Source organism: Actinosynnema sp. NPDC050436 (assembly GCF_040655415.1).
Taxonomy (GTDB): Bacteria; Actinomycetota; Actinomycetes; order Mycobacteriales; family Pseudonocardiaceae; genus Actinosynnema.
Window position 1 is genome coordinate 124524 of the sequence record NZ_JBFAJV010000011.1, and the last position, 23817, is coordinate 148340.

The 23817-nt window shown below is 71.8% G+C and carries 21 protein-coding genes and 1 riboswitch; of the genes, 19 read left to right on the forward strand and 2 right to left on the reverse strand.

What is annotated here, in order from left to right:
• Positions 1-418: 418 nt before the first annotated feature.
• From AB0I60_RS25505 to AB0I60_RS25545, 9 genes are all read left to right on the forward strand, one after another.
• Positions 419-1141: a Crp/Fnr family transcriptional regulator gene (locus tag AB0I60_RS25505; RefSeq protein WP_360733593.1), complete on the forward strand. Its 723-nt coding sequence runs from the start codon at positions 419-421 to the stop codon at positions 1139-1141.
• Positions 1142-1175: 34 nt separating this feature from the next.
• Positions 1176-1886 (forward strand): hypothetical protein, encoded by a 711-nt coding sequence (locus tag AB0I60_RS25510; RefSeq protein ID WP_360733595.1) that lies wholly within the window; start codon positions 1176-1178, stop codon positions 1884-1886.
• 24 nt (positions 1887-1910) lie between these two features.
• Complete coding sequence (locus AB0I60_RS25515) at positions 1911-2390, forward strand: pyridoxamine 5'-phosphate oxidase family protein (RefSeq protein ID WP_360733596.1); 480 nt, start codon at positions 1911-1913, stop codon at positions 2388-2390.
• 45 nt (positions 2391-2435) lie between these two features.
• Positions 2436-5441, forward strand: coding sequence for a UvrD-helicase domain-containing protein (locus tag AB0I60_RS25520; protein ID WP_360733597.1), 3006 nt, complete (start codon positions 2436-2438; stop codon positions 5439-5441).
• A 327-nt stretch (positions 5442-5768) separates the two neighbouring features.
• A complete protein-coding gene (locus tag AB0I60_RS25525) occupies positions 5769-7073 on the forward strand; it encodes an alpha-lytic protease prodomain-containing protein (RefSeq protein WP_360733599.1) in 1305 nt (434 codons plus the stop codon).
• Between the two features lie 226 nt (positions 7074-7299).
• The gene (locus AB0I60_RS25530) at positions 7300-7860 is read left to right on the forward strand and encodes a TetR/AcrR family transcriptional regulator (RefSeq protein ID WP_360733601.1); all 561 of its coding nucleotides are present in this window, start codon (positions 7300-7302) and stop codon (positions 7858-7860) included.
• Positions 7861-7876: 16 nt separating this feature from the next.
• Positions 7877-9874 carry a serine/threonine-protein kinase gene (locus AB0I60_RS25535; protein ID WP_360733603.1) on the forward strand — a complete coding sequence of 666 codons (1998 nt, stop codon included), beginning with the start codon at positions 7877-7879 and terminating at the stop codon, positions 9872-9874.
• A gap of 144 nt (positions 9875-10018) precedes the next feature.
• Positions 10019-10213, forward strand: a complete 195-nt coding sequence (locus AB0I60_RS25540) for an Lrp/AsnC ligand binding domain-containing protein (protein WP_360733857.1) — start codon at positions 10019-10021, stop codon at positions 10211-10213.
• Positions 10214-10440: 227 nt separating this feature from the next.
• Complete coding sequence (locus AB0I60_RS25545) at positions 10441-11721, forward strand: hypothetical protein (RefSeq protein WP_360733605.1); 1281 nt, start codon at positions 10441-10443, stop codon at positions 11719-11721.
• Between the two features lie 40 nt (positions 11722-11761).
• Here AB0I60_RS25545 and AB0I60_RS25550 read toward each other — a convergent pair whose 3' ends face one another.
• On the reverse strand, positions 11762-13333 hold the full coding sequence (locus tag AB0I60_RS25550; protein ID WP_360733607.1) for a phospholipid carrier-dependent glycosyltransferase: 1572 nt from the start codon (positions 13331-13333) through the stop codon (positions 11762-11764).
• 15 nt (positions 13334-13348) lie between these two features.
• Here AB0I60_RS25550 and rsmI point away from each other — a divergent pair, with 15 nt between their 5' ends.
• On the forward strand, positions 13349-14203 hold the full coding sequence (gene rsmI / locus AB0I60_RS25555) for a 16S rRNA (cytidine(1402)-2'-O)-methyltransferase (protein WP_360733608.1): 855 nt from the start codon (positions 13349-13351) through the stop codon (positions 14201-14203).
• Between the two features lie 34 nt (positions 14204-14237).
• Here rsmI and AB0I60_RS25560 read toward each other — a convergent pair whose 3' ends face one another.
• A complete protein-coding gene (locus AB0I60_RS25560) occupies positions 14238-14483 on the reverse strand; it encodes a hypothetical protein (RefSeq protein WP_360733610.1) in 246 nt (81 codons plus the stop codon).
• Between the two features lie 86 nt (positions 14484-14569).
• Here AB0I60_RS25560 and AB0I60_RS25565 point away from each other — a divergent pair, with 86 nt between their 5' ends.
• The 9 genes from AB0I60_RS25565 (at position 14570) to AB0I60_RS25605 (ending at position 23817) form a co-directional block, all read left to right on the forward strand.
• Positions 14570-15415: a helix-turn-helix transcriptional regulator gene (locus tag AB0I60_RS25565; protein ID WP_360733612.1), complete on the forward strand. Its 846-nt coding sequence runs from the start codon at positions 14570-14572 to the stop codon at positions 15413-15415.
• 12 nt (positions 15416-15427) lie between these two features.
• A complete protein-coding gene (locus AB0I60_RS25570) occupies positions 15428-15598 on the forward strand; it encodes a DUF397 domain-containing protein (RefSeq protein ID WP_360733614.1) in 171 nt (56 codons plus the stop codon).
• 45 nt (positions 15599-15643) lie between these two features.
• A complete protein-coding gene (metG, locus tag AB0I60_RS25575) occupies positions 15644-17434 on the forward strand; it encodes a methionine--tRNA ligase (RefSeq protein WP_360733615.1) in 1791 nt (596 codons plus the stop codon).
• Positions 17435-17471: 37 nt separating this feature from the next.
• Positions 17472-18311 carry a TatD family hydrolase gene (locus AB0I60_RS25580; RefSeq protein ID WP_360733617.1) on the forward strand — a complete coding sequence of 280 codons (840 nt, stop codon included), beginning with the start codon at positions 17472-17474 and terminating at the stop codon, positions 18309-18311.
• Between the two features lie 274 nt (positions 18312-18585).
• Positions 18586-20028: a transglycosylase family protein gene (locus AB0I60_RS25585; RefSeq protein WP_360733619.1), complete on the forward strand. Its 1443-nt coding sequence runs from the start codon at positions 18586-18588 to the stop codon at positions 20026-20028.
• A 10-nt stretch (positions 20029-20038) separates the two neighbouring features.
• Positions 20039-20917, forward strand: a complete 879-nt coding sequence (gene rsmA / locus AB0I60_RS25590; RefSeq protein WP_360733620.1) for a 16S rRNA (adenine(1518)-N(6)/adenine(1519)-N(6))-dimethyltransferase RsmA — start codon at positions 20039-20041, stop codon at positions 20915-20917.
• 86 nt (positions 20918-21003) lie between these two features.
• A riboswitch (SAM riboswitch) is annotated at positions 21004-21096 on the forward strand.
• 197 nt (positions 21097-21293) lie between these two features.
• Positions 21294-22304, forward strand: coding sequence for an ATP-binding cassette domain-containing protein (locus tag AB0I60_RS25595; protein WP_360733621.1), 1011 nt, complete (start codon positions 21294-21296; stop codon positions 22302-22304).
• Positions 22301-22984, forward strand: coding sequence for a methionine ABC transporter permease (locus tag AB0I60_RS25600; RefSeq protein ID WP_360733622.1), 684 nt, complete (start codon positions 22301-22303; stop codon positions 22982-22984). Before AB0I60_RS25595 ends, AB0I60_RS25600 begins: the two co-directional genes overlap by 4 nt.
• A 26-nt stretch (positions 22985-23010) precedes the next feature.
• Positions 23011-23817 carry a MetQ/NlpA family ABC transporter substrate-binding protein gene (locus AB0I60_RS25605; protein WP_360733623.1) on the forward strand — a complete coding sequence of 269 codons (807 nt, stop codon included), beginning with the start codon at positions 23011-23013 and terminating at the stop codon, positions 23815-23817.

Here is a 23817-nt window from a genome sequence, read left to right on the forward strand (position 1 = left end):
AAGGACAGTGCGAAGCGGAAACCGGTCTACGGTTTCCGCTTTCGTGTTTCGCGGGGGTCCTGGGCCAGGCGTTGCCGACGGGTCCGCTGCCCGGTCGAGTGCCGGCTCGGGTCGTTCCGGACGACCGGGGTGGACGGCCGACTGCGGCGAGCACCGGGCCGCGTGCGTCGAGCGGGTCGTTGCCGATCGCCGAGACGACGGCTGCTGATCCCCGTGTTCGGGTGGCCGGATCGCCCGGGTGGGTTCGGCGTCGGGCTGCTCGACGCGGGACTTTTCCCTGATATTTCGGGTTCAAGGAAAAGGGGTGGCGTTTCTCGACCGGGCGACTGGATATCCGGCTGCGACGGGTGCATGGTGTTGCTGTACCGGCGTTCTTGTCCGGCGTCAGCGGGTGGGGCCCGTGGGCGGGGGTGGCGTGGTGGTCGGGAAGGTGTTCGCGGTCCGGGTGCGGTCCGCTGATCTCCAGGCCCTGGTGGAGTGTGGGCGGACGGTGCGCTACGCGGCCGGGGACCACCTCCTGCGGCAGGGGGACCCGGGGGACTGCGTGCTGCTGGTCGGCACCGGGCGGGTCAAGGTGGTGGCCCGGGACGGGGCCGGGCACGAGCGGTTGCTCGGGATCCGCGGCAGCGGGGAGTTGTTGGGGGAGATGTCCTGCGTGGACGACGGGCCGCGTTCGGCGTCCGTGGTCGCGCACGACCCGGTGTCCGCCGTGAAGATCGCCAAGGCGCGGTTCATGGGCATCCTGGGCGAGCGGCCCGCGATCGCCCGCGAGGTGGTCCGGCAGGTGTCGCAGCGGCTGCGGGACGCGGAGCGCAAGCAGGCCGAGCTGACCTCGGACAGCGTGGACACCCGGGTCGCGCGGGTGCTGGCGGAGCTGGCCGAGGTGTTCGCCGAGGACGGTCCGCCCGGCCCGCGCGGGGTGTGCGTGCCGCTGGGGCAGGAGGAGTTGGCGCAGCTCGCGGCGGCCTCCCACGTGTCGACGCAGCGCGCGTTGCGCGGGCTGCGGGCCCGGAAGTTGGTCTCCACCGGGTACGGGCGGGTGGACATCCCCTGCTTGGGCTGTTTCGCCGCGCTGTCCGGTCTGAACCGCTCGAAAGACGTCAGGGGATGTGGTGGCCGTGGTGCCTGCGCCGAAGGGTGATCACATCGCCGCCCCCTCCCCCTAGTGAGGCAACGTGACCACACTCGCCCTGGCGCGCACGGTGCTGCGGTTCGACGTCGTCGGCTCCTCCGCCGGGGACCGCACCAGGCAGGTGCTGCTGGACCGGGCGCTGGAGTCCGCCCTGGACCTCGCGCTGGGCGCCGTCCAGGACCCCCGCTACCCGATCGGCAGCTCGTTCCGCCGGGTCGACGGGGACAGCGCGACGCTGGTGGTCGAGGCGTGCGTCGCCAAGGCGTGGGTGCTGGCGGACTTCGTGCTGCGCGAAGTCCCGATCGCGCTCGGCGAGGTGAACCGGGCCGCGAACCCGGCGCACCGGCTGCGGCTGCGGGTCGCCGTGGACCACGGGGAGACGGTGATGGACGTGCCGCACGTGGGCGGTGACCCGGTGGTCGTCACGGCGCGGCTGGTGGACGCGCCCCGGTTCCGGCAGGCGCTGGTGGACGCGCCCGCGCAGGACCTCGGCCTGATCGTGTCCGACCGGTTCTACAACGAGGTGGTGCGCCGGGGCGAGCGCGGGCTCGACCGGGTCGGGTTCCGGCCGATCCACGTGCCGGCGAAGGACTTCCGGCGGCTGGGCTGGCTCTGGGTGCCGCCCGGGGGCGAACCCCCGGCCCGGCCCGGCCGGGGCGTGAAGCCGGAGACGGCGTCCGTGAAGATCGCGGACGCCGTTCGCGTTCTCCGGGTCGAGGGGCCGCCGGACGTGGTCTTCGGCCTGGGCGAGTGACGCGGGACGGCTAGCCTGGGCGGTGTGCACGAGACCTCCGACGACCTGGAGTGGTTGCAGCGCCTGCTGGACGACTCCTACGCGGTGGCCGGGCCGCACCTGCGGTCCGTCGTCACGCCGGAGCGCCGGGTGGACGCGGCGGGCGTGGTCGCCGAGTTGGGCGCGATGCGGGTGATGGCGCTGGCCACCACGACGGCGGCCGGCGAACCCCGGGTCGGCCCGGTCGACGGGCTGTTCTTCCGGGGCCGCCTGCACTTCGGCTCGGGCCGGGACTCGTTGCGGTTCCGGCACGTCCGGGCGCGGCCGGCGGTGTCCGCGTCGGTGATCGACGGCGAGCGGTTGCAGGTCACGGTGCACGGGACGGCGCACGAGGTGGTGCCGGACGGAGCGCTGCGGGACTTCCTGGTCGGCGTCTACGGCCGCGAGGCGTGGGACGACTGGATGAGCGCGTTGCCGTGGGCGCGGATCGAGCCCGCGCGGATGATCGCCTTCCGCAACCCGTGACGCCCGCCATCGGCGGAACCCGGTGCTGTCACTAGGATTCGGCCGATGCGCTTCGTGGCCGACCTCCACATCCACTCGAAGTACTCCCGGGCGTGCAGCAGGGACTGCGACCTGGAGCACCTGACCTGGTGGGCGAGGCGCAAGGGCATCTCGTTGCTGGGCACCGGCGACTTCACCCACCCCGCGTGGCACGACCACCTGCGGGAGAACCTGGAGCCCGCCGAGCCCGGCCTCTTCCGGCTGCGCGCCGACCTGGACCGGGAGGTCGACCGCACGCTCGCGCCGTCGCTGGCCGGCGCGGCCGTCCGGTTCATGCTGTCCGTGGAGATCTCCACCATCTACAAGCGCGGCGACCGCACCCGCAAGGTGCACCACCTGGTCTACCTGCCCGACCTGGAGTCGGCGGCCGGGTTCAACCGGCGGATGGCCAAGATCGGCAACATCGCCTCCGACGGGCGGCCGATCCTCGGGCTCGACTCGCGCGACCTGCTGGAGACCACCCTGGAGTGCGGCGGCTACCTGGTGCCCGCGCACGTCTGGACGCCGTGGTTCGCCGTGCTGGGCTCGAAATCCGGGTTCGACGCGGTCGAGGACTGCTACGCCGACCTCGCCGACCACGTGTTCGCGGTGGAGACCGGCCTGTCCAGCGACCCGGCGATGAACTGGCGGGTGTCCGGGCTGGACAAGTACCGCCTGGTCAGCAACTCCGACGCGCACTCGCCGCCGGCGCTGGGCCGGGAGGCGACGGTGTTCGACACCGACCTGGACTACCACGCGGTGCGGCGCGCGCTGGAGACCGGCGACGGGTTCGCCGGGTCTGTCGAGTTCTTCCCCGAGGAGGGCAAGTACCACGTCGACGGGCACCGCAGGTGCGGTGTCCGGCTGGAGCCGGCGGAAACCCTGGCGCACGGGGGGATCTGCCCCGAGTGCCGCAAGCCGCTCACGGTAGGTGTGCTCAGCCGGGTGGAGGAGCTGGCCGACCGGCCGGAGGGGTTCCGGCCGGACGGGGCGGCCGGGTTCCGCAACCTGGTGCCGTTACCGGAGATCGTGAGCGAGATCCTCGGCACCGGGCCCAAGAGCAAGAAGGTGCTGGCCGAGGTCGACCGGCTGACCGCCGCGCTGGGGCCGGAGCTGGGGATCCTCCAGGACGTCCCGGTGGACGACCTGGCCGCGCACTCCGCGCTGCTGGGCGAGGCCGTGGACCGGTTGCGGCGCGGCCAGGTGGTGCGGGACGCCGGCTACGACGGCGAGTACGGCGTGATCCGGCTGTTCGAGCCGGGTGAGCTGGAGCGCCGCAACGCCGCGCCGTCGTTGTTCGAGTGCGAACCGGCCCCGGTTGCCACACCCGCGCGCACCCCTGCGCCCGTGAAAGCACCCGAGCCCGCTGCCACACCGCCGGCCGAGGCCGCTGTGAAGTCCACTGTGGATGGTGGATCGCTGTTGGACGGGCTGGACCCGGAGCAGCGCGTGGCGGCGGAGTCCGGTGGTGGACCCCTGTTGATCGTCGCCGGACCCGGCACGGGCAAGACCCGCACGGTGACGCACCGGATCGCGCACCTGGTCACCGAGCGCGGGGTCCCGCCGGAGGAGTGCCTGGCCATCACGTTCACCCGCCGCGCCGCCGAGGAGATGGCCGAGCGGCTGGCCGCGCTCGCGCCCCGGCACGCGCACCGGATGACCGTGGTCACCTTCCACTCGCTGGGCGTGCGCGTCCTGCGCGAGCACCACGCCGCAGTCGGCCTGTCCGCCCGGTTCGGGATCGCCGACCCGGACCGGCAGGTGGAGGTCGCGCTGTCCGTCGCCGATGGCGAGAAGGAGGCACGCCGGCTGGTCGCGGACGGCGACGAGCAGTACAAGAAGGCGTTGCGGGCGCTGGACCTGGTCGACTTCGACGACCTGGTAGCGCTGCCGTTGGCGCTGCTGGAGGCCGACCCCGCGCTGGTCGCGGCCTACCGCGCCCGCTACCGGTGGATCTCGGTGGACGAGTACCAGGACGTGGACGAGCGGCAGTACCGGCTGTTGCGGCTGCTCGTGCCGGCAGACGGCAACCTCACCGCGATCGGCGACCCGGACCAGGCCGTCTACCGCTTCAGGGGCGCGGACGTCGGCTTCTTCCTGCGGTTCCGGGAGGACTTCCCCGGTGCCCGGGACGTCGCGCTGACCAGGAACTACCGCTCCAGTGCCCCGGTGGTGGCCGGTGCGCTGGAGGTGATCGCCCCGACCTCGCTGGTGCCGGGGCGGGAACTCCGGGCCGTGGGCGAGCACGGCGACGCGCGGATCGGCGTGCACCACGCGTCGTCCGAGCAGGCCGAGGCGGCGTTCGTGGCGCGGACCGTGGAACGGGTGCTGGGCGGGGCGTCCTTCCACGCCTTCGACAGCGGCCGGGTGTCGGTGTCGGAGGACGCGCGGGGGCTCGGGTTCGCCGACTTCGCCGTGCTCTACCGGACCGACCGGCAGTCGCGGGCACTGGTGGAGGCGTTCACCCGCTCCGGCCTGCCGTTCCAGAAGCGGTCGCACGACCGGCTCGCGGACCGGCCCGGCGTGGCCCGAATCGTGCGCGAGGTCGCCCGCACCGCCGGGGAGTCGGTGGTGGACCGGGTGCGCGTGGCGGCCGGTGCCGACCACGACGCGTACGAGCTGCTCAAGCCGCTGGCGGTGGAGTGCGGCGCGGACGTGGGGCGGTTCACCGCGGAGTTGGCGCTGGGCGTCGAGGTCGACACGTGGGACCCGCGCGCGGACCGGATCTCGCTGCTGACCCTGCACGCGTCCAAGGGCCTGGAGTTCGCGGTGGTGTTCATCGTCGGGTGCGAGGACGGGGTGCTGCCGCTGCGGTGGCCCGGGTCGGCGGGCGGCGCGGACGCCGCCGAGGCCGTGGCCGAGGAGCGCCGGCTGGTGTTCGTCGGCATGACGCGGGCGCGGCAGCGCCTGTTCCTCAGCTACGCGGGCCGGCGCGCGCGGTCGCCGTTCCTGGCGGAGCTGACCGGGTTCGAGCAGGTCGGCGACGCCCGGCCGAAGCGGTCCGACGGGGGCACCCAGCTCAGCCTGCTGTGAGCGCGCGCCGGCGGCAGCCGGCTCAGCACCCGGTGGCCGGCCGGTGGTGCGCGGGGTGGGCGAACCGCCCATCCGGTGCCGCCGGGCAGCCTCGCGGCGTCACTCGCCGGTTGTCGCCCGTTAACTCCTCACTGGTGACTTAACCGGATGACCTATCCGGCAGTGTGCTTCTGGCCTGCGTGAACGTGGTCCGTAAGATCACAAGTGGACTGGACCATAACCTGACGTTATGACTTTACTGGCATATCCGCCGTCTCCCCCAGCCGGCTAGCGTCGGTCGCAACGGCCCCGCATCCAGTGTCACCACCCCCTGCAAGGAGACAGCGGATGACTCGACGCATCGCCGCCGCCGTCGCCGTCACGGTATTGAGCGCTGCCGGCGTGGCAGCAGCTCTCACCACTTCAGCGACCGCCGGCCCCCCTGCACCACAGGAAGACGGAGTCATCGCCGCCATGGCGCGTGACTTCAAGATCAGCCCCGACCAGGCCCGCGACCGGATCGGCCGCGAGGCCAAGGCGGCCACCACCGAGCAGTCGCTCAAGTCCAAGCTGGGCGCCGACTTCGCCGGCGCGTGGCTCAACGGCGACGCCACGGAGTTCACCGTCGCGGTCACCACCCAGGCGCAGATCCAGGCGGTCAAGGACGCCGGTGCGACGCCCAAGGTGGTCAAGCGCAGCCAGATCCAGCTCGACGCGCTGAAGGCCAAGCTCGACGCGAACACGAACGCGCCCAAGGACGTGCCCGCGTGGTACGTGGACGTGCAGTCCAACTCCGTGGTCGTGCTCGCCCGCAACACCGACAGCGCCAAAGCGTTCGTCGCGGCCAGCGGCGTGGACGCCAGTGCCGTCCAGATCCAGAAGTCCGACGAGAACCCGCGCGCCCTGATCGACGTGATCGGCGGCAACGCGTACTACATGGGCGGCGGCGGTCGCTGCTCGGTCGGCTTCTCGGTCAACGGCGGCTTCGTGACCGCCGGGCACTGCGGCAAGACCGGTTCCTCGACCACGCAGCCGAGCGGCACGTTCGCCGGCTCGACCTTCCCGGGTCGGGACTACGCGTGGGTCCGGGTCAGCGCGGGCAACACCATGCGCGGCCTGGTCAACCGCTACCCCGGCACCGTCCCGGTGAAGGGCTCGACCGAGGCCGCCGTCGGCGCGTCGGTCTGCCGGTCCGGCTCCACGACCGGGTGGCACTGCGGCACCATCCAGCAGAAGAACACCTCCGTGACCTACCCTGAGGGCACGATCTCCGGAGTGACCCGCACGAACGCCTGCGCCGAGCCCGGCGACTCCGGCGGCTCGTGGCTCTCCGGCGACCAGGCCCAGGGCGTCACCTCGGGCGGTTCCGGGAACTGTTCATCCGGCGGCACGACGTACTTCCAGCCGGTGAACCCCATCCTCCAGGCCTACGGCCTCCAGTTGGTCATCGACGGCGGCGGCACTCCGACCACCGGGCCGACGACGACGACCAGCAACCCTGGCGGCGGTACGTCCTGGCAGCCAGGCGTCCAGTACGCGGCCGGTACCACCGTCACGTACAGCGGCGTCGGGTACAGGTGCTTGCAGGGGCACATGTCCCAAACCGGCTGGGACCCGCCCGCTGTGCCCGCCCTGTGGGCGCGCGTGGGCTAGCGGCAGGCTTCGCGCGCGGGGGAGGGGCTCGACGGCCGTCGGGCCCCCCTTCCACGCGTCTACCGGGGATGACGGGGCGTTTGCGGAGGCGCCCCGCCCCCACTATCACCGGGAACGGCCAGGCCCCTCACCTGGCCGTTCCCGGCTTTTCGGTGTTCTGCGGCCGGTGGGTCCCGCGTGTCGACCGCCACCGTGCGGTCTGTAGCGGCCCTTATAAAATGGGGTCGTGGCGGGGCGCAGGCGTCGGTTCGACCGTGAGGAAGTGCTCGACCTGATCACCCGCGCGTTCTGGCGCGCGGGCTACGACGCCACCTCGGTGGCGGACCTCACCAGGCTGACCGGGGTCAACCCGCCCAGCCTCTACGCCGCCTTCGGCGACAAGAAGGCTCTGTTCGCCGAGGTGGTCGAGCGCTACCTGCGCACGTACGGCGCGTTCGCCGGGCTCGCCCTGCGGGAGGAGCCCACGGCGCGCGCCGCCGTCGAGCGCATCCTGCGCGAAGCCGCCACCGCGTACACCGACCCGGCCCGCCCGCGCGGCTGCCTGCTGCTCAGCGTCCCCGAGCTGGTCGCGCACCGCCGCGCCGCGATCGACGCCGTGGAGGCCAAGATCCGCGCCGACGTCGCCTCGGGCGTGCTGCCCGCCACCACCGAGGCGCACGGGCTGGCGGTCTTCGTCGGTGCCACCGTGCGCGGCATGTCCGGGCTCGCCCGGGACGGCGCGACGCGCGAGGAGCTCGGTCACGTTGCCCGTGCGGCCCTGACGGCTTGGCCCGCACCCGTACCCTGAGGGACGACGAGAAGGGGTGGTGGAGGGCGTGGCGCTGGCCGAGTCGCTGCTCGAATGGCTGCACGGCTGGACCGCCGTCCCGATCTGCCCCGGCGACTGGGCGTGGACCACGACGGCGCTCGGCGCGGTGATCGGCCTGCTGCCCACGGTCGCGGCCCTGCTGGCGATCACGGTCCGCCGGGTGGTCGGCAACTCCTACGGCCCGGTGACCGGCGCGATCTTCGCCGTCCTCGGCGTCTCCAGCACGCTGGTGGTGCCGTGGGTGCTGTTCTCCGGCGCGTTCAACGCGCTGCGCGCCGGGTGGCTGCCCGGTGCCGAGTCGCTGACCGACTCGCCGTGCCTGGCGCTGACCCAGGCCGAGTACCTGGTCACCGCGCCCTCGATCGTGAACGCGTTCACCGGGCGGTCCGGCGTGCCGTTCCTGGTCGCCGCGTGCGTCACGGCCGTGCTGGCGCTGCTGTGCCTGATCTTCGTCATGCTCCAGGCGGGGTCGGCCTTCCGGCTCGGCCCGAACTGGCCGCGCCGGGTGTTCTGGCCGCCGTTCCTGGTCCTGCTGGTAGCCACCTCGGCACTGCCGGTGACGCTGGTGGGCCACCTGCTGCTCGGATTCTTCCCGGTTGCGCTGATCGGCTCACTGGTGGTGCGGATTTTCGGGTTGACTACCGCCATGCTCAACCGCCCCGGCCGGGAGCGCGGCACGCCGAACTCCCCGCAGTCGCAGCCGTCGTCGTCACAGCCCTCGGCGGCGGCGTCGTCGGCGCAGCAGTCGTCGGCGCCGCAGCCGCTGTCCGCCGCGTCGTCGCGCAACAACCCGCCGCCGTACCAGGGGCCGCCGAAGCCGCCGCCGTACCAGCCGGCGCAGATCCCGCCGTACCGGCCGGTGCCGCCGTACAACCCGAACCCGCCGGCGCCCAAGCCCGTGCCGCCGACGCAGCAGCCCGCGCAGCAGCCGCGCCAGTACCCGCCGACCCGGATCGCCGACGTGCCGCCGGCCGAGCCGCCCCGGCCCACCCGCGTCGAGCAGACCGGCGGTCCCGGGCCCACGCGCGTCGAGCACCAGCCCGCGCCGCTGGCCGACACCCCCGGCCCGCTGCCCTTCGGGCCCGGCGCCAGCTCGCCGATGCCCACCCCGACCACCGCCGACGGCAAGGTCTGGAACCCGGCGGGCGGGCGCTTCCGGCGGGTGCGCCAGCTCGGTCGCGGCGGGTTCGGCACCGTGTGGCTGGCCGTGGACACCCAGCTCGACCGGACCGTCGCGGTGAAGCTCGCGCACGCGCCCGACAACGACACCGAGCAGCGGATGCTGCGCGAGGCGCGGGCGCTGGCGGCGGTGCGGCACCCGAACTGCGTGCGGGTGTTCGACATCGTGCAGGACCCGGACGGCCTGGCCATCGTGATGGAGTACATCGACGGCCAGCCGCTGTCCGACGCGGTGCTCAAGAGCGGCCTGCTCCAGGACACCCTGGCCGCGCGGCTGTGGGTCAACATGGCCGACGCCCTGGCCGCCGCGCACGAGCAGGGCGTGCTGCACCGGGACGTGAAGCCGTCGAACGTGATCGTGGACGGCGGCGGCACGGCGCACCTGATCGACTTCGGCATCGCCCGGTCCAAGGGCGACAGCACGCTCACCGCGACCGGGATGATGGTCGGCACGCCCGACTTCCTCGCCCCGGAGACCGCGCGCGGCGAGGCGGCCAGCCCGGCGTCGGACGCCTGGCAGCTGGCCGCGACCGTGAGCTACGCGCTGACCGGCCACCCGCCGCGCGGCTCGCGGGAGAACCCGATCTCGTCCCTGATGGCCGCCGCGCAGGGCGAGCCGTGCGTGAAGCTCCCGCAGCACAGCGCCCACCACCGCCTGCTCACCTCGGCCCTGGACGCCGACCCGAAGCGCCGCCCGCCGCTGGCCTCGGTCCGGGCCGAACTGGGGTCGTGGCTGTCGCAGGCGGGCGTGAGCAAGGAGGGCCCGGTCACCCGCATCATCCGCCCCGAACCCCCGACCCGCCCGGTGCGCTGATCCCCTTGGTGCGCTGACCCGCCCTGGTGGTTCACGCCATCAGGTGAAGTTTCCGGGTGAGCCGCGTGACCGCGTCCCGAGGCCGTACAGCGCGACCGCGACGAACGCCGGGGCCGTGGTCGTGGCCAGGTCGCCCTGACCGGCCTGCCGGAGGTGCCGGCGACGTACGTGTGCGCGGGTTACGACGACTTCCTGATCCACATCGTGGTCCAGGACCTGGAGCGCCTGCACGCGTTCCTCATCGAACGCCTCGGCGAGCGCCGCGAGGTGATCAGCTTCCGCAGCTCGGTGATCTTCGAGAGCACCCGCGACGCCGTGTTCACGGAACTGCCGCGCTGACCGGGCAGGGGCCGGTCTCGCTGCGGCGAACGGGTGAACACCGGATCCGCTCGGTAACGAGATCCGTCGGCACCGCGAATTACGCGGTACTCCGTGTTCCGCTTTCGCTGACGAGGTGGTCGATGTCTTCCGAGGAAAGCTGGCACGCCGCCAGGCTGATTCCCACGTCGGGGATCAATGGCGCGGAAGAACAGGAGCGCCGGGCGACTTCCGCTTTGCTCGCGGTGATGTCCGCAGTCCGGGAGTTCGGCCGCACGCTGACCCAACCGCTGGGCGCTCCGGCCGCTTCGGTGCAGACGTTCATCGAGGTGCCGTTCGACCTCGACGGGAAGAAGTTCATCCCGGACGGCCTGATCCGGGTGGTGCGCGGCCAGCGCACCTGGACGGCTCTGGTCGAGGTGAAGACCGGGACGAACGAACTCCAGCGCGAGCAGTTGGAGAACTACCTCGACATCGCCCGGGAGCACGCGTTCGACGCGCTGATCACCATTTCGAACGAGATCCCGGCACTGCCGGGCCAGCACCCGACGACCGTCGATCGTCGCAAGACGCGCAAGGTCGCCCTGCACCACTGGTCGTGGACGCAGGTCCTGTGCGAAGCGGTCGTGCAGAAGGAGCACCGAGGTGTCGCCGACCCCGACCAGGCGTGGGTCCTCGGTGAGCTGATCAGGTACCTGGAACACCCGCGATCGGGCGCGATGGCCTTCGAGGACATGGGCACGTCCTGGGTCCCGCTGCGCGACTCGATCCACGCCGGCACGCTGCGCGCCACCGACAAGACGGCTCCCGAGGTGGCGCTGCGGTTCGACGCGCTGGTCCGGTTCGCGTGCCTCCAGCTCGGCCGCCGGCTGGGCACCGAGGTGACGCCCGCCCTCACCCGCAAGGAGATCGCCGAACCGCAGTTGCGGGTGGCGAAGCAGGTCGCCCAGCTGGTGGGGGAGGGGCGGCTGACCGCGGGGGTCCAGATCCCCGGCACGGTGGGGACCCTGCAGGTCGTCGCGGACCTCCGCGCCGGCCGCGTGAGCTGCCACGTCGACCTGGACGGTCCTCGGGAGGGTCGTGCGACGACCCGGGTGAACTGGCTCGTCCGACAGCTCAAGGACGCTCCGGAAACCCTCCGCCTGGAGGCTTTCGCCCTGCACGCGCGCGGTGCGGGTGCCTCGGAACTGCTGCGGACGGTCAGAGCCGATCCGGCCGTGCTGGTCGCCGACCCCGCGCGCGAGATCCGGGGTTTCCGGGTCGCCCACTCCGCGCCGGCCGGGACCAAGCGCGGGACCGGGCGGAACTCGTTCATCGACTCCGTGCTCGGCACGATCACCGGCTTCTACGAGGACGTCGTGCAGAACCTCAAGCCGTGGGCGGCGGCTCCTCCGCGCATCCGGCCGGAGGAGGCGTTCGTGCCGCCCGTCGACGTGCTGGCCGCCCTCGTCTCCACGGCTCCGTCGTCGCAGGACGGCCCGGAGCCGGCGGCCCCGAAGCTCGCGGTGGGTGTCGAGGTCCGCGACTGACGCCGGGGGTCCTCCGGGGGCCGCACCGCCCCCGGAGGGGTCAGCGCCAGGACGGGAGCCAGCGCTGGGCCTCCCACATCTCCGGGGTGATGGGCACGCCGTTGAGGATCGGCCACAGCCACACGAAGTTCGCCACCACCAGGCCCACGTACAGGGCCACGACGAGCAGGCCCGTGCCCCGGCGCTCCTGGCCCGCCGACGCCCGGCCCAGGATCTCGCCCAGGGCCAGCGTGATGCCCAGCACCAGGAACGGGGCCATCGGCATCGCGTAGAACAGGTACATCTGCCGGTCCACGTTGGTGAACCACGGCAGGAAGCCGGCGGCGTAGCCGACGAGGACGGCGGTGTAGCGCCAGTCCAGCTTGGCGATCGCCATCCACAGCGCCCAGCCCAGCACCGGGAACGCCAGCCACCACATCGCGGGCGTGCCGATGAGCATGATCGCGCCGACGCAGGTCGCCGTGCCGCAGCCGGTCAGCTCGCCCTCGTAGTAGTAGAGCATCGGGCGCAGGCCCATCGGCCACGTCCACGGCTTGGACTCCCACGGGTGCCGGTTCGTCTCCGACGTCACCAGCTTGGTGTGGAACTCCAGCACGTTCGTGCTGTTGTACCAGAGCGCGCGCAGCGGGTCCGGGATCCACGAGTCGCCCGGCACCTTCACGCCCACCACGTGCCGGTCGATCGCCGTCTCGCTGGCGAACCACGACCACCAGGTCGCCACGTACGCCACGATCGGGATCAGCAGCAGCGCGAACAGCGACGGCAGCAGGTCGCGCACGAACGCGCCCATCCACGGCCGACGCACGCCGGCCGAGCGCCGGGCCGTGGCGGTCCACAGCACGGTCAGCACGCCGAAGAACGCGATGTACCACGCGCCCGACCACTTCACGCCGCACGCGAGCCCGAGCGAGACGCCCGCCGCGAACCGCCACCACCGGAAGCCCAGCGACGGCCCGTACACCGAGTTGGTCGCCCAGCCCTCGCGCACCGCCACGGCCAGCCGGGACCGCACCTGGTCCCGGTCGGCCATCAGGCACGCGAACGCGATCACCACGAAGAGCACCAGGAAGCTGTCGAGCATCCCCATCCGGGACTGCACGTGGCTCAGCCCGTCCGCGATCAGCAGCACGCCGGCGATCGCGGCCAGCAGGTCGGACCTGGTCAGGCGGCGTGCGATGCGCACGACGAGCAGGATCACGATCGTCCCGGCGAGCGCCGACGCGAACCGCCAGCCCACCCCGTCGTAGCCGAACAGCCACTCGCCGAGGGCGATGAGCTGCTTGCCCAGCGGCGGGTGGACGATCAGCTCGTAGCCGGGGTTGTCCTCGTAGCCGCCGTTGCGCAGCACCTGCGCCGCCTGCGGCACGTAGTGCTTCTCGTCGAAGATCGGGGTGCCCTTGTCGGTCGGGGACCCCAGGTTCCAGAACCGGACGACCCCGCCGACCAGCGCCACGGCCAGCGTGACCAGCCACCCGCGCAGGGCGTTGCCCAGCGGGGCGGGGTCGAGCAGTCGCGCCCGCTGCTCGCGGTCGTTGCCCGGAGGCGGGCTGGTCGGGGGCCGCTCCCCGACGTCTACCACGTCGTCTGCGGACTGCGGTGCGATCAGGCTCACGGGGCCGATCGTAGGGTGAACGGTGTGAGACCTGTATCCGGATCAGGCCGTCTGGTGCTCGCCGCGACTCCGCTCGGCGACATCGGTGACGCTTCGCCACGCCTGGTGGCCGCCCTGGCGAACGCCGACGTGGTGGCCGCCGAGGACACCAGACGCCTGCGCTCGCTCGCCGCCGCGCTGGACGTCGAGGTGGGCGGGCGCGTGGTCAGCTTCTACGACCAGGTGGAGACCAGTCGGCTGCCCGGTCTGGTCGAGGCCCTCCACGCGGGGCAGACGGTGCTGCTGGTGACCGACGCGGGGATGCCCAGCGTGTCCGACCCCGGCTACCGGCTGGTGGCCGCGTGCGTCGAGGAGGGCCTGACGGTGACCTGCCTGCCGGGTCCGTCGGCGGTGACGACGGCGCTGGCGGTGTCCGGCCTGCCGTCGGACCGGTTCTGCTTCGAGGGCTTCCCGCCGAGGAAATCCGGTGAACGTCAACGCTGGTTCGGAGCACTGGCCACCGAGCCGCGCACGGCGGTGTTCTTCGAGTCCCCGCACCGGCTGGCCGCGACGCTGGCCGATGCGGCGGCGGTGCTGGGCGCCGACCGGCGGGCGGCGGTGTGCCGGGAGCTGACCAAGACCTACGAGGAGGTGCGCCGGGGCGGCCTGGGCGAGCTGGCCGAGTGGGCGGCGGACGGGGTGCGGGGCGAGATCACGGTGGTGCTCGCGCCGGGGGCGCCGGCGGAGGGGCCGTCCATGGAGTCGCTGGTCGCCGAGGTGCGGCAGCGGGTGGCGGACGGCGAGCGGCTGAAGTCGGCGGCGGCCGAGGTCGCGGCGGCGGCCGGGGTGAGCAAGAAGGCCCTGTACGACGCGGCGGTCGCCGGCACCTGAGCGGCGGGGTCCGTCAGTCGTGCGGCGGGGTCCATCAGTCGAGCCAGACCAGGCGGGTGTCGCCGAGCGGTCGGTGTCGGGTGAGGAGGGCTTGGGCGCTGGTCGACTGCCACGTGCCGCCGCCCTCGGACCAGAGCACGGCGCCGGGCGGCTCCTCGAACTCCAGGCCCCACGCCACGAAGCCGGGGTCGTCGTCCTGCCGCGCGCTGACCCCTACCAGCGCGAACAGCCTCGGCCGGCACGTCCGGGCCTCGTGTTCCAGATTCGACAGCAGATCCATGCGGTGACGTTAGCTAGATGGCTAGCGCATGGAAATTGCCCGATCGTGTGAATGTGCCAGCGAGACGTCTCGGAGATGATCGGTGCATGACGACTCGAAGCGATCCCTCGGCCCTGCGGTGGCTGGTCGGCGTCGAGCTGACGCACTACCGCAAGCTCAGCGGCCTCACGCTCGTCCAGGCGTCCGAGGGCACCGGGATCACGCGGGCCAAGGTCGGGCACATGGAGACGGGCCGCTACCAGCAGTTCCCCGACGACGTCACCAAGCTCATGACCCTCTACGGCGCGGACCGGGCCGACGTCGAACGGCTGGCGTCGCTGTCCGGCAGCTCCGAGGGGCGGAGCTGGTGGGCCCCGTGGTCCCACCTCGTCCCGGACTGGTTCAAGACCTTCGTGGGCCTGGAGGGCCTGGCCGAGGCGGAGTTCTGCTTCGAACCGATGGTGCTGCCGGGATTGTTGCAGACCGAGGACTACGCCCAGGCCATCACCGAGGCCACCGGCTTCGTCCGGCGCGACCACAGCGAGCGGTTCGTCTCGTTCCGGGTGGCGCGGGCCAAGCGGCTGGTCGAGCCCGAGCCGCTGGAACTGCACGCCGTGATCGGCGAGGCCGCCCTGCGGCTGGAGGTCGGCACGCCGGAGGTCCGCCGGGCCCAGTACGAGCACCTGCTGACCCTCGCCAAGCGCCGGAACGTGACGATCCAGGTGATCCGCCCCGAAGACGGGCCGCACGCCGGCACCAGCGGCAGCTTCTTTGTGCTCGACTTCGCCCAAGCCCAGTCAATCGCCTACGCCGAACGCCTCGACGGTGCCGTCTACGTGCAGGATCAGGACGACGTGCGGACTTATAAGATGGCAGTGGAGAACTTGCGTACGGTCGCGCTGTCCGCGCAGCAGTCCTCCGCGCTCATCGAGACGTTGCTCGACGGCAACTAGTAGGAGGTCCACGTGTCCAGGCTCCAGTGGATTAAGAGCAGTTACAGCTCCAACAACGGGGCCTGTGTCGAGGTGGCGTCTGCTGACCACAGGGTGCTCGCGCGGGACTCCAAGAACGTCGGGCCGAGCCTCAGCTTCCCGGCTGCCTCGTGGCGGGCGCTGACTGCGGGGCTCGCCCGATAACGAGCCGCCCGAAAGTGGGTGGCGGCCCCTCCGTAGTCTTGGCACATGAGTGCTTCCGTGCTGACCGCGGTGGCGTGGCCGTATGCGAACGGGCCCCGCCACATCGGTCACGTGTCAGGGTTCGGTGTCCCCTCCGACGTGTTCTCGCGGTACATGAGGATGTCGGGGAACCGGGTGCTGATGGTCTCCGGCACGGACGAGCACGGCACGCCCATCTCCGTCCAGGCGGAGAAGGAGGGGCTGACCGAGCGCGAACTCGCGGACAAGTACAACCGCGTCATCGCCGAGGACCTCCACGGCCTGGGCCTGTCCTACGACCTGTTCACCCGCACCACCACGGGCAACCACTACAAGGTCGTCCAGGACCTCTTCCTCGCCCTCTGGCGCAACGGGTACGTCGTGCCCAGGACCGAGATGGGCGCGATCAGCCCGTCCACCGGCCGCACCCTGCCCGACCGCTACATCGAGGGCACCTGCCCGATCTGCGGCTACGACGGCGCGCGCGGCGACCAGTGCGACAACTGCGGCAACCAGCTCGACCCGATCGACCTGAAGAACCCGCGCTCGCGGATCAACGGCGAGGTGCCGAAGTTCGTCGAGACCGAGCACCTGTTCCTCGACCTCCCGCAGTTCATCGACGCGCTCGGCGGCTGGTTGCAGACCCGCACCGAGTGGCGGCCGAACGTGCTCAAGTTCAGCCAGAACCTGATCAAGGACCTGCGCCCGCGCGCGATCACCCGCGACCTCGACTGGGGCGTGCCGATCCCGCTGGACGGCTGGCGCGACCAGCCGCTCAAGCGGTTCTACGTGTGGTTCGACGCGGTGATCGGCTACCTCAGCGCCTCGGTCGAGTGGGCGCGGCGCTCCGGCGACGACGACGCCTGGAAGGAGTTCTGGACCGGTGACGCCCAGGGCTACTACTTCATGGGCAAGGACAACATCGTCTTCCACTCGCTGATCTGGCCGTCGCTGCTGCTCGGCCAGAACGGCCAGGGCGCGAAGGGCGGCGAGCCCGGCGTCTTCGGGCCGCTGAACCTGCCGACCGAGGTCGTCTCCAGCGAGTTCCTGACGATGAGCGGCTCGAAGTTCTCGACCTCGCGCGGGACCGTCATCTACGTGACGGACTTCCTGCGCCAGTTCGGCCCGGACGCGCTGCGCTACTTCATCTCCGTGGCGGGCCCGGAGAACCAGGACACCGACTTCACCTGGGACGAGTTCGTCCGGCGCACGAACTTCGAGCTGGCCAACGAGTGGGGCAACCTGGTCAACCGGTCGATCTCGATGGCGCACAAGAACGTCGGCGCGATCCCGACGCCGACCGCGCTCACCGACGCCGACCACGAGCTGCTGTCCCTCTCGCGCGGCGCGTTCGGCGTGGTCGGCGACGCGCTGCGCCGCTCGCGGTTCAAGCAGGCGTCGGGCGAGGCGATGAAGGTGGTCGGCGCGGCCAACCGGTACCTGTCCGACCAGGAGCCGTGGAAGCTCAAGGACGACCCGGCCCGCCGGGACACCGTCCTGCACACCGCGCTCCAGGTCGTCCAGGACGCGAACACGCTGCTCACGCCGTTCCTGCCGCACTCGGCGCAGAAGGTGCACGAGGCGCTGGGCGGCACCGGCGTGTGGGCGGCGCAGCCGCAGATCACCGAGGTCGCCGACCTGGACGTGCCCGACCGCGAGTACCCGGTGCTGACCGGTGACTACGCGGGCGAGCAGGCGAAGTGGGAGTCCACGCCGATCCCGGTCGGGCGGGTGCTGGCCAAGCCCGCGCCGCTGTTCGCCAAGCTCGACCCGGAACTCGCCGAGGTCGGTCCCGAGTGGGCACCGATCGTCCGGTGAGGCCGGTCCTCCCCACCCCGCGCCGGGGCGGCGCGCGGTGACCAAGCGACGCGGTGAGCGGCCACCGGTGCCGGAAGTGCTGCCTGCACCGGTGGTCGATGCCCACACCCACCTGGACGCCTGCGGGGCGGAGACGCCCGACCAGGTGCGGGACGTGCTCGACCGGGCCAACGCCGCCGGTGTCGACCGGGTGATCACGGTCGCCGACGACCTGGCGTCCGCGCGGTGGGCCGCCGAGGCGTCCACGTGGGACGACCGGGTGTTCGCGGCGGTCGCGCTGCACCCGACGCGCACGTCCACCTTCACCGACGCGGACCGCGCGGAGCTGACCGCGCTGGCCGCCCGGCCGCGCGTGGTGGCGATCGGTGAGACCGGTTTGGACTACTACTGGGACTACTCGCCGCCGGCCGCGCAGCAGGAGGCGTTCCGGTGGCACATCGAGCTTTCCAAGCTCTCCGGCAAGGCGCTGATGATCCACGACCGGGACGCGCACGACGACGTGCTGAAGGTCCTGGACGAGGAGGGCGCACCGTCCACAGTGGTGTTCCACTGCTTCTCCGGTGACCTCCGCTTCGCGCGCGCGTGCGTGGAGCGCGGGTTCGTGCTGTCCTTCGCGGGCGCGGTGACCTTCCGCAACGCGGGGGCGCTGCGGGAGGCGGCGGCGTGGGTGCCGGCCGACCACCTCCTGGTGGAGACCGATGCCCCGTTCCTGACACCGCACCCCTTCAGGGGACGCCCCAACGAGCCGTACTGCGCGAACTACACGCTCCGGGATCTGGCGACTCTGCGTCACGTGGAATTGGCCGAACTCGCGTCAACTGTCACCCGAAACGCCGAGCGGGTCTTCAACCTCGGTGACGTGGTGCAGTCGCAGTAGTGCTTACGACGAATGGCGGACAGACTTGCTCCCCTATCGGGGTGACTGGAATCACAGAGCCCGCAGGGGTGTTTGCACAACCCCCGCGCACCCGTTACGGTCCCGTGACCGTGCCCCCGGTTTCGTTCGCGGGGCGCAGCCCGCAGTCGGGGCGGGTGACACACCAGAAGCGATGAAGACACCACACACGCGGGAGTTGCCGGAGATCACGAGCTGACCGCCGACACCGAACGTGTGCGCGAGACCTTCGCGCCTTCAGGAGGTATGGAACCCCGTGAACTCGTTCAACGAGGACACCGACTGGTTTACTCCCGTGCAGGTCGACCAGCAGCCGCCCACCAGCGTGGACGTCCTGGACAGACCGGAGCCCGGGTGGTCCGAATGGGACACCGCGGTCTTCAGCATCACGCCGGACGACGTCCTGGAGGTCCTCGGACCCGACGCGGACGACCTGCTGGCGAGCGCCAACGTCGACGTCGACGAGCTGATCAAGCTCATCAACGCCGAGACCACGCTCCTCCCGCCGATCATCATCCCGGACGAGGTCTCCCAGGACCGGACCGCCGAGGGCCAGGCCGCCGAGCAGCCGAGCGCCCCGCCCGCCGCCCTGGTCGAGGCCGCCGGGAAGTGGAAGCGCCGCTTCCTCAAGGCCGCCGTCGCCACCGTGCTGGTGACCATCTCCGGCGGTGGCGCGACCGCCATCGCCATGGACAAGTCCGTCACGGTCGACGTGGACGGCGAGGCCAAGACCGTCCGCACCTACGAGTCCACCGTGGGCGAGATCCTCGCCGACGAGGGCATCGCGGTCGGCGAGCACGACGCGCTCAGCCCGTCGCCCCAGGCCAAGGTCGGCGACGGCGGCAAGATCTCGCTCGACCGGGGCCGGCTGGTCAAGATGACCGTCGACGGCGAGCAGCGCGAGGGCTGGGTCCGCTCGGTCACCGTGGACGAGGCGCTCGACCAGCTCGAGGTTGCCGACGAGGGTGCCTGGGTCTCCCACGACCGGGGCATGGCCGTGCCGCTGGGCGGGATGTCGCTGGAGGTCAAGAGCCTCAAGACCATCACGCTCTACGACGGCGGCAACGAGCCCAAGCAGCTCACCACGACCGCGCTGACGGTCGACGAGCTGATCGAGGCCGAGAAGATCGAACTCGGTCCGGAGGACAAGCTGGAGTCCGCCGGGGACCTGCGGATCACCAACGGCGCCGAGGTCCACATCAGCCGCACCGGCGTGTCCGTGATCAACGCGACGGAGGCCGTCGAGCCGCCCGTCGAGGAGGTCAAGGACGACTCGATGATGAAGGGCTCCAAGGAGACCGTCGAGGCGGGCGAGCCGGGCGAGCAGATCGTCACCTACCGGGTGACCATCAAGAACGGCAAGGAGACCGGCCGCGAGAAGCTGGGCGCGAAGGTCACCAAGGAGCCCAAGGCCAAGAAGGTCAAGGTCGGCACCAAGCTCCCGCCCGACGGCGAGGTGTGGGACCGGCTCGCGCAGTGCGAGGCCACCGGCAACTGGGCCATCAACACCGGCAACGGCTACTACGGCGGCCTCCAGTTCGACAAGCGCACGTGGGACTCCAACGGCGGCGGCCAGTACGCCGCGTACCCCCACCAGGCCACCCGCGAGCAGCAGATCGCCATCGCCACCAAGGTGCGCGACGCGCGCGGCGGGTACTCGGCGTGGCCCCACTGCCGGTCGCAGCTCGGCCTGCCGTAGATTTCCGGCGGTGACCGAAGCTGCTTCCTCGGCCGGCCCCGGGAGTTCCCTCCTCGGGCCGGCTGATGTGCGTCGGCTGGCTGCCGAGTTGGACGTCCGGCCGACCAAGAAGCTCGGGCAGAACTTCGTCCACGACCCGAACACGGTCCGCAAGATCGTGGCCTCGGCAGACCTCGGCCCGGACGACGCGGTGCTGGAGGTGGGCCCGGGACTGGGCTCGCTGACCCTCGCGCTGCTGCCCGCCTGCGCCTCGGTGACCGCCGTCGAGATCGACCCGGTGCTGGCCGCCCGGCTGCCGCTGACGGTGGCGGAGCGCGCCCCCGGGCTCGCCGACCGGCTGACCGTCGTCGAGGCCGACGCCCTGCGCGTCACGGCCGACCGGTTCCCGGTCCCGCCCACCGCGCTGGTGGCCAACCTCCCGTACAACGTGGCCGTGCCGGTGGTGCTGCACCTGATGGCGCTGCTGCCGTCGCTGCGCACCGGGCTGGTGATGGTGCAGGCCGAGGTCGCCGACCGGATGGCCGCCCGGCCGGGCAGCAAGGTCTACGGGGTGCCCAGCGTGAAGCTCGCCTGGTACGCGGACGCCCGCAAGGCCGGACCGGTGTCGCGCTCGGTGTTCTGGCCGGTGCCGAACGTGGACTCCGCGCTGGTCGCCTTCACCCGCCACGAGCCGCTGTCCACTGTGGACCGCGTGCGGCTGTTCTCGTTGGTGGACGCGGCTTTCGCGCAGCGCCGCAAGATGCTCCGGGGCGCGCTCGCCGGGTGGGCCGGCTCGGCCGCCGAGGCGGAGCGGCTGCTGGTGCTGGCGGGGGTCGACCCCGGCCTGCGGGGGGAGCAATTGGACGTCGGAGATTTCGTCCGGATAGCCGAGGTTTCCTCACCGCAATAGCCGATGATCTTTCGGCCGAAAGTGTGATTTGACGAACGATCCTCATGCAGGCTTGCGTTCAAGCCTCTGCGTCAGGTGTACTCGTGCTGCCATCCCGAGCGGCCGAGAGACCTGGCTCTACGACGCCGCAGCAACCACCTCCCCATGGAGGCAGGTGCTTCAGCCAGGATCGATGGAGGATCACGTGCCCAGGATGCTGCTCACGCGCCGGCGAGTCGTCGACCACGGCCGCCGCACGGTTTCGGGCTGTCGCAGCTAATCCGCCTCGGCGCATTTTCGAGTCCTCGTCGTCCCTTTCGGGACACCCTTCTTGAACCGGCCTTCGGACGCGCACGCCACGAGCGTGCGCTGCCGCGTGCAGTCGTGGAGCGAAATCGTGATCACTGTCGAGAACCTCACCAAGACCTTTCCCGGAAGTACCGGTCAGGTTCGCGCGCTGGACGGCGTGAACCTGGACGTCGCCGCCGGCACCGTCCTGGGCGTCGTCGGCCCCAGCGGGGCGGGCAAGTCCACGCTGGCGCGGTGCGTCGCGCTGCTGGAGCGCCCCGACAGCGGCGCGATCCGCGTCGACGGCACCGACCTGGTGTCCCTCGGCGGACCGGCGCTGCGCGCCGCCCGCCGGCAGATCGGCGTTGTGCCGCAAGGGGATTCGCTGCTGCGCCAGCGCACCGCCGCCGGCAACGTGGCGCTCCCGCTGGAGTCGGCGGGCGTCGCCGGCCCGCAGCGCCGCACCCGCGTCGCGGAGCTGCTCGACCTGGTCGGCCTCACCGACAAGGCGGGCGTCTACCCCGACCAGCTCTCCGGCGGCCAGCGCCAGCGGATCGCCGTCGCGCGCGCCCTGGCGGCCAGCCCGTCCGTGCTGCTGGCCGACGAGCCGACCTCCGCGCTCGACCCCGACACCACCGGCTCCGTGCTGACCGTGCTCGACCGCGCGCGCGCCGAACTCGGCGTGACCGTGCTCGTGGTCACCCACGACATGGGCGTGGTCCGCAAGATCTGCGACGACGTCGCGGTGCTGGAGGACGGCCGCGTGGTCGAGCACGGCAAGGTGCTCAGCCTGGTCGCCGACGCCTCCTCGCGCACGGCCGCCTCGCTGCTGCCCGCCGTGGACCAGAACCCGGCCGCCGAGGGCGCGTACGACCGCGTCGCGGACGTCGTGCTGGTCGGCTTCGCGGCCGTCGGCGCGCTGCTGCCCGAGGCGACCAGCCGGTTCGGCGTCGACCTCAACCTGCTCGGCGGCGGCCTGACGCGGCTCGGGGAGACCCCCGTGGCGCGGTTCCGCGTCGGCCTCACCGGCGAGCGCGCTGACTCGGCGCTGGAGTGGATCTCGGAAGCGGGTGGCGCGGTGCGCCGAACACTGGCAGGGCCCCAGGGAGTAGCTGCGTGAGGTCTGCGACACCCTGGTCCACCGTGCTGGACGACGTCCTGGTCGCCACCGGCCAGACCGTCTACATGGTGGGCGTCTCCACCCTGATCGCCGTGGTTCTCGGCATCCCGCTCGGCGTCTGGCTGCAGCTCACCGCCCCCGGTGGGCTGCGGCCCAGGCCCGTGGTGCACAAACTGCTCGGCTTCGTGGTCGACCTCGGCCGGTCCATGCCCTTCCTGGTGCTGCTGATCGTGTTGATGTCGTTCACCCGGTTGATCCTCGGCGGCACGATCGGGCCGACGGCGGCCATCGTGCCGCTGGCGGTCGGCGCGATCCCGTTCGTCGGGCGGCTGGTCCAGAACGTCCTGTCCGAGGTGCACGTCGCGGTGATCGAGGCCGCCGTGACGACCGGGGCCTCCACCACCCGCATCGTGCGCAGCGTGCTGCTGCGCGAGTCGCTGCCCGCGCTGGTCAACGCCATCGGCGTGACCGCCATCGCCCTGCTCGGCTACTCGGCCATGGCCGGCGTGGTGGGCGGCGGCGGCCTCGGCGACCTCGCCGTGCGCGAGGGCTACCAGCGGTTCAACGACCGCTACCTGTGGGCGACGGTCGTGGTGCTCGCCATCGTGGCCACCCTGATCCAGTTCGCGGGCAACCGCATCGCGCGCGGCGTCGACCGCCGCCGCCACGCCTCCGTCTGACACACCTCTCCGCAAAAGGAAATGACATGCGCATTCGTGCTGCCCTCGTCGCCGTGCTGCTGACCGCAGTGGGCTGCGGCAGCGGCCAGACCGGTGCCGCCTCCGACCCGGAAGCGGCCCTGAAGGTCGGCGTCAGCCCCGTCCCGCACGCCCAGGTGCTCAAGTACGTGGCGGACAACCTCGCCGAGGACAAGGGCCTCAAGATCGAGGTCGTCGAGTTCACCGACTACGTCCAGCCGAACACCGCCCTGGTCGACGGCTCGCTGGACGCCAACTACTTCCAGACCATCCCGTACCTGGACACGTTCAAGGCGGAGAGCGGCGCGAAGCTGGAGTGGATCGGCCCGGTGCACGTCGAGCCGCTCGGGGTGTACTCCAAGAAGCACAAGAAGCTCACCGACCTGCCGTCCGGCGCGAAGGTCGCGGTGGCCAACGACGCCACCAACGAGGCCCGGGGCCTGCGGCTGCTCGCCGACAACGGGCTGATCAAGCTCAAGGCCGGCGCGGAGAAGACCCCGTCCATCCGCGACGTCGCGGAGAACCCGAAGAACCTGGAGTTCGTGGCGCTGGAAGCGGCCCAGCTGCCCCGGTCGCTGGAGGACACCGACGCCTCCGTGGTGAACGGCAACTACGCGATCGACGCCGGCCTCAAGCCGTCCTCCGACGCGCTGGTGCTGGAGAAGGCCGAGGGCAACCCCAATGCCAACGGCCTGGTCACCCGCGCCGAGCTCAAGGACGACAAGCGGATCAAGGACCTGCTCGCCCTGCTCCAGTCCCCGCAGGTCAAGGACTACATCAAGACCACCTTCTCCGGGTCGGTCCTGGCGGTCTGA

Excerpts from the sequence above, each read along its gene's own strand:
- AB0I60_RS25520 (WP_360733597.1), top strand. The coding sequence starts at position 2,436 with ATGCGCTTCGTGGCCGACCTCCACATCCACTCGAAGTACTCCCGGGCG.
- AB0I60_RS25525 (WP_360733599.1), top strand. The coding sequence starts at position 5,769 with ATGACTCGACGCATCGCCGCCGCCGTCGCCGTCACGGTATTGAGCGCT.
- AB0I60_RS25545 (WP_360733605.1), top strand. The coding sequence starts at position 10,441 with ATGTCCGCAGTCCGGGAGTTCGGCCGCACGCTGACCCAACCGCTGGGC.
- AB0I60_RS25560 (WP_360733610.1), bottom strand. The coding sequence starts at position 14,483 with ATGGATCTGCTGTCGAATCTGGAACACGAGGCCCGGACGTGCCGGCCG.
- AB0I60_RS25565 (WP_360733612.1), top strand. The coding sequence starts at position 14,570 with ATGACGACTCGAAGCGATCCCTCGGCCCTGCGGTGGCTGGTCGGCGTC.
- metG (WP_360733615.1), top strand. The coding sequence starts at position 15,644 with ATGAGTGCTTCCGTGCTGACCGCGGTGGCGTGGCCGTATGCGAACGGG.
- AB0I60_RS25605 (WP_360733623.1), top strand. The coding sequence starts at position 23,011 with ATGCGCATTCGTGCTGCCCTCGTCGCCGTGCTGCTGACCGCAGTGGGC.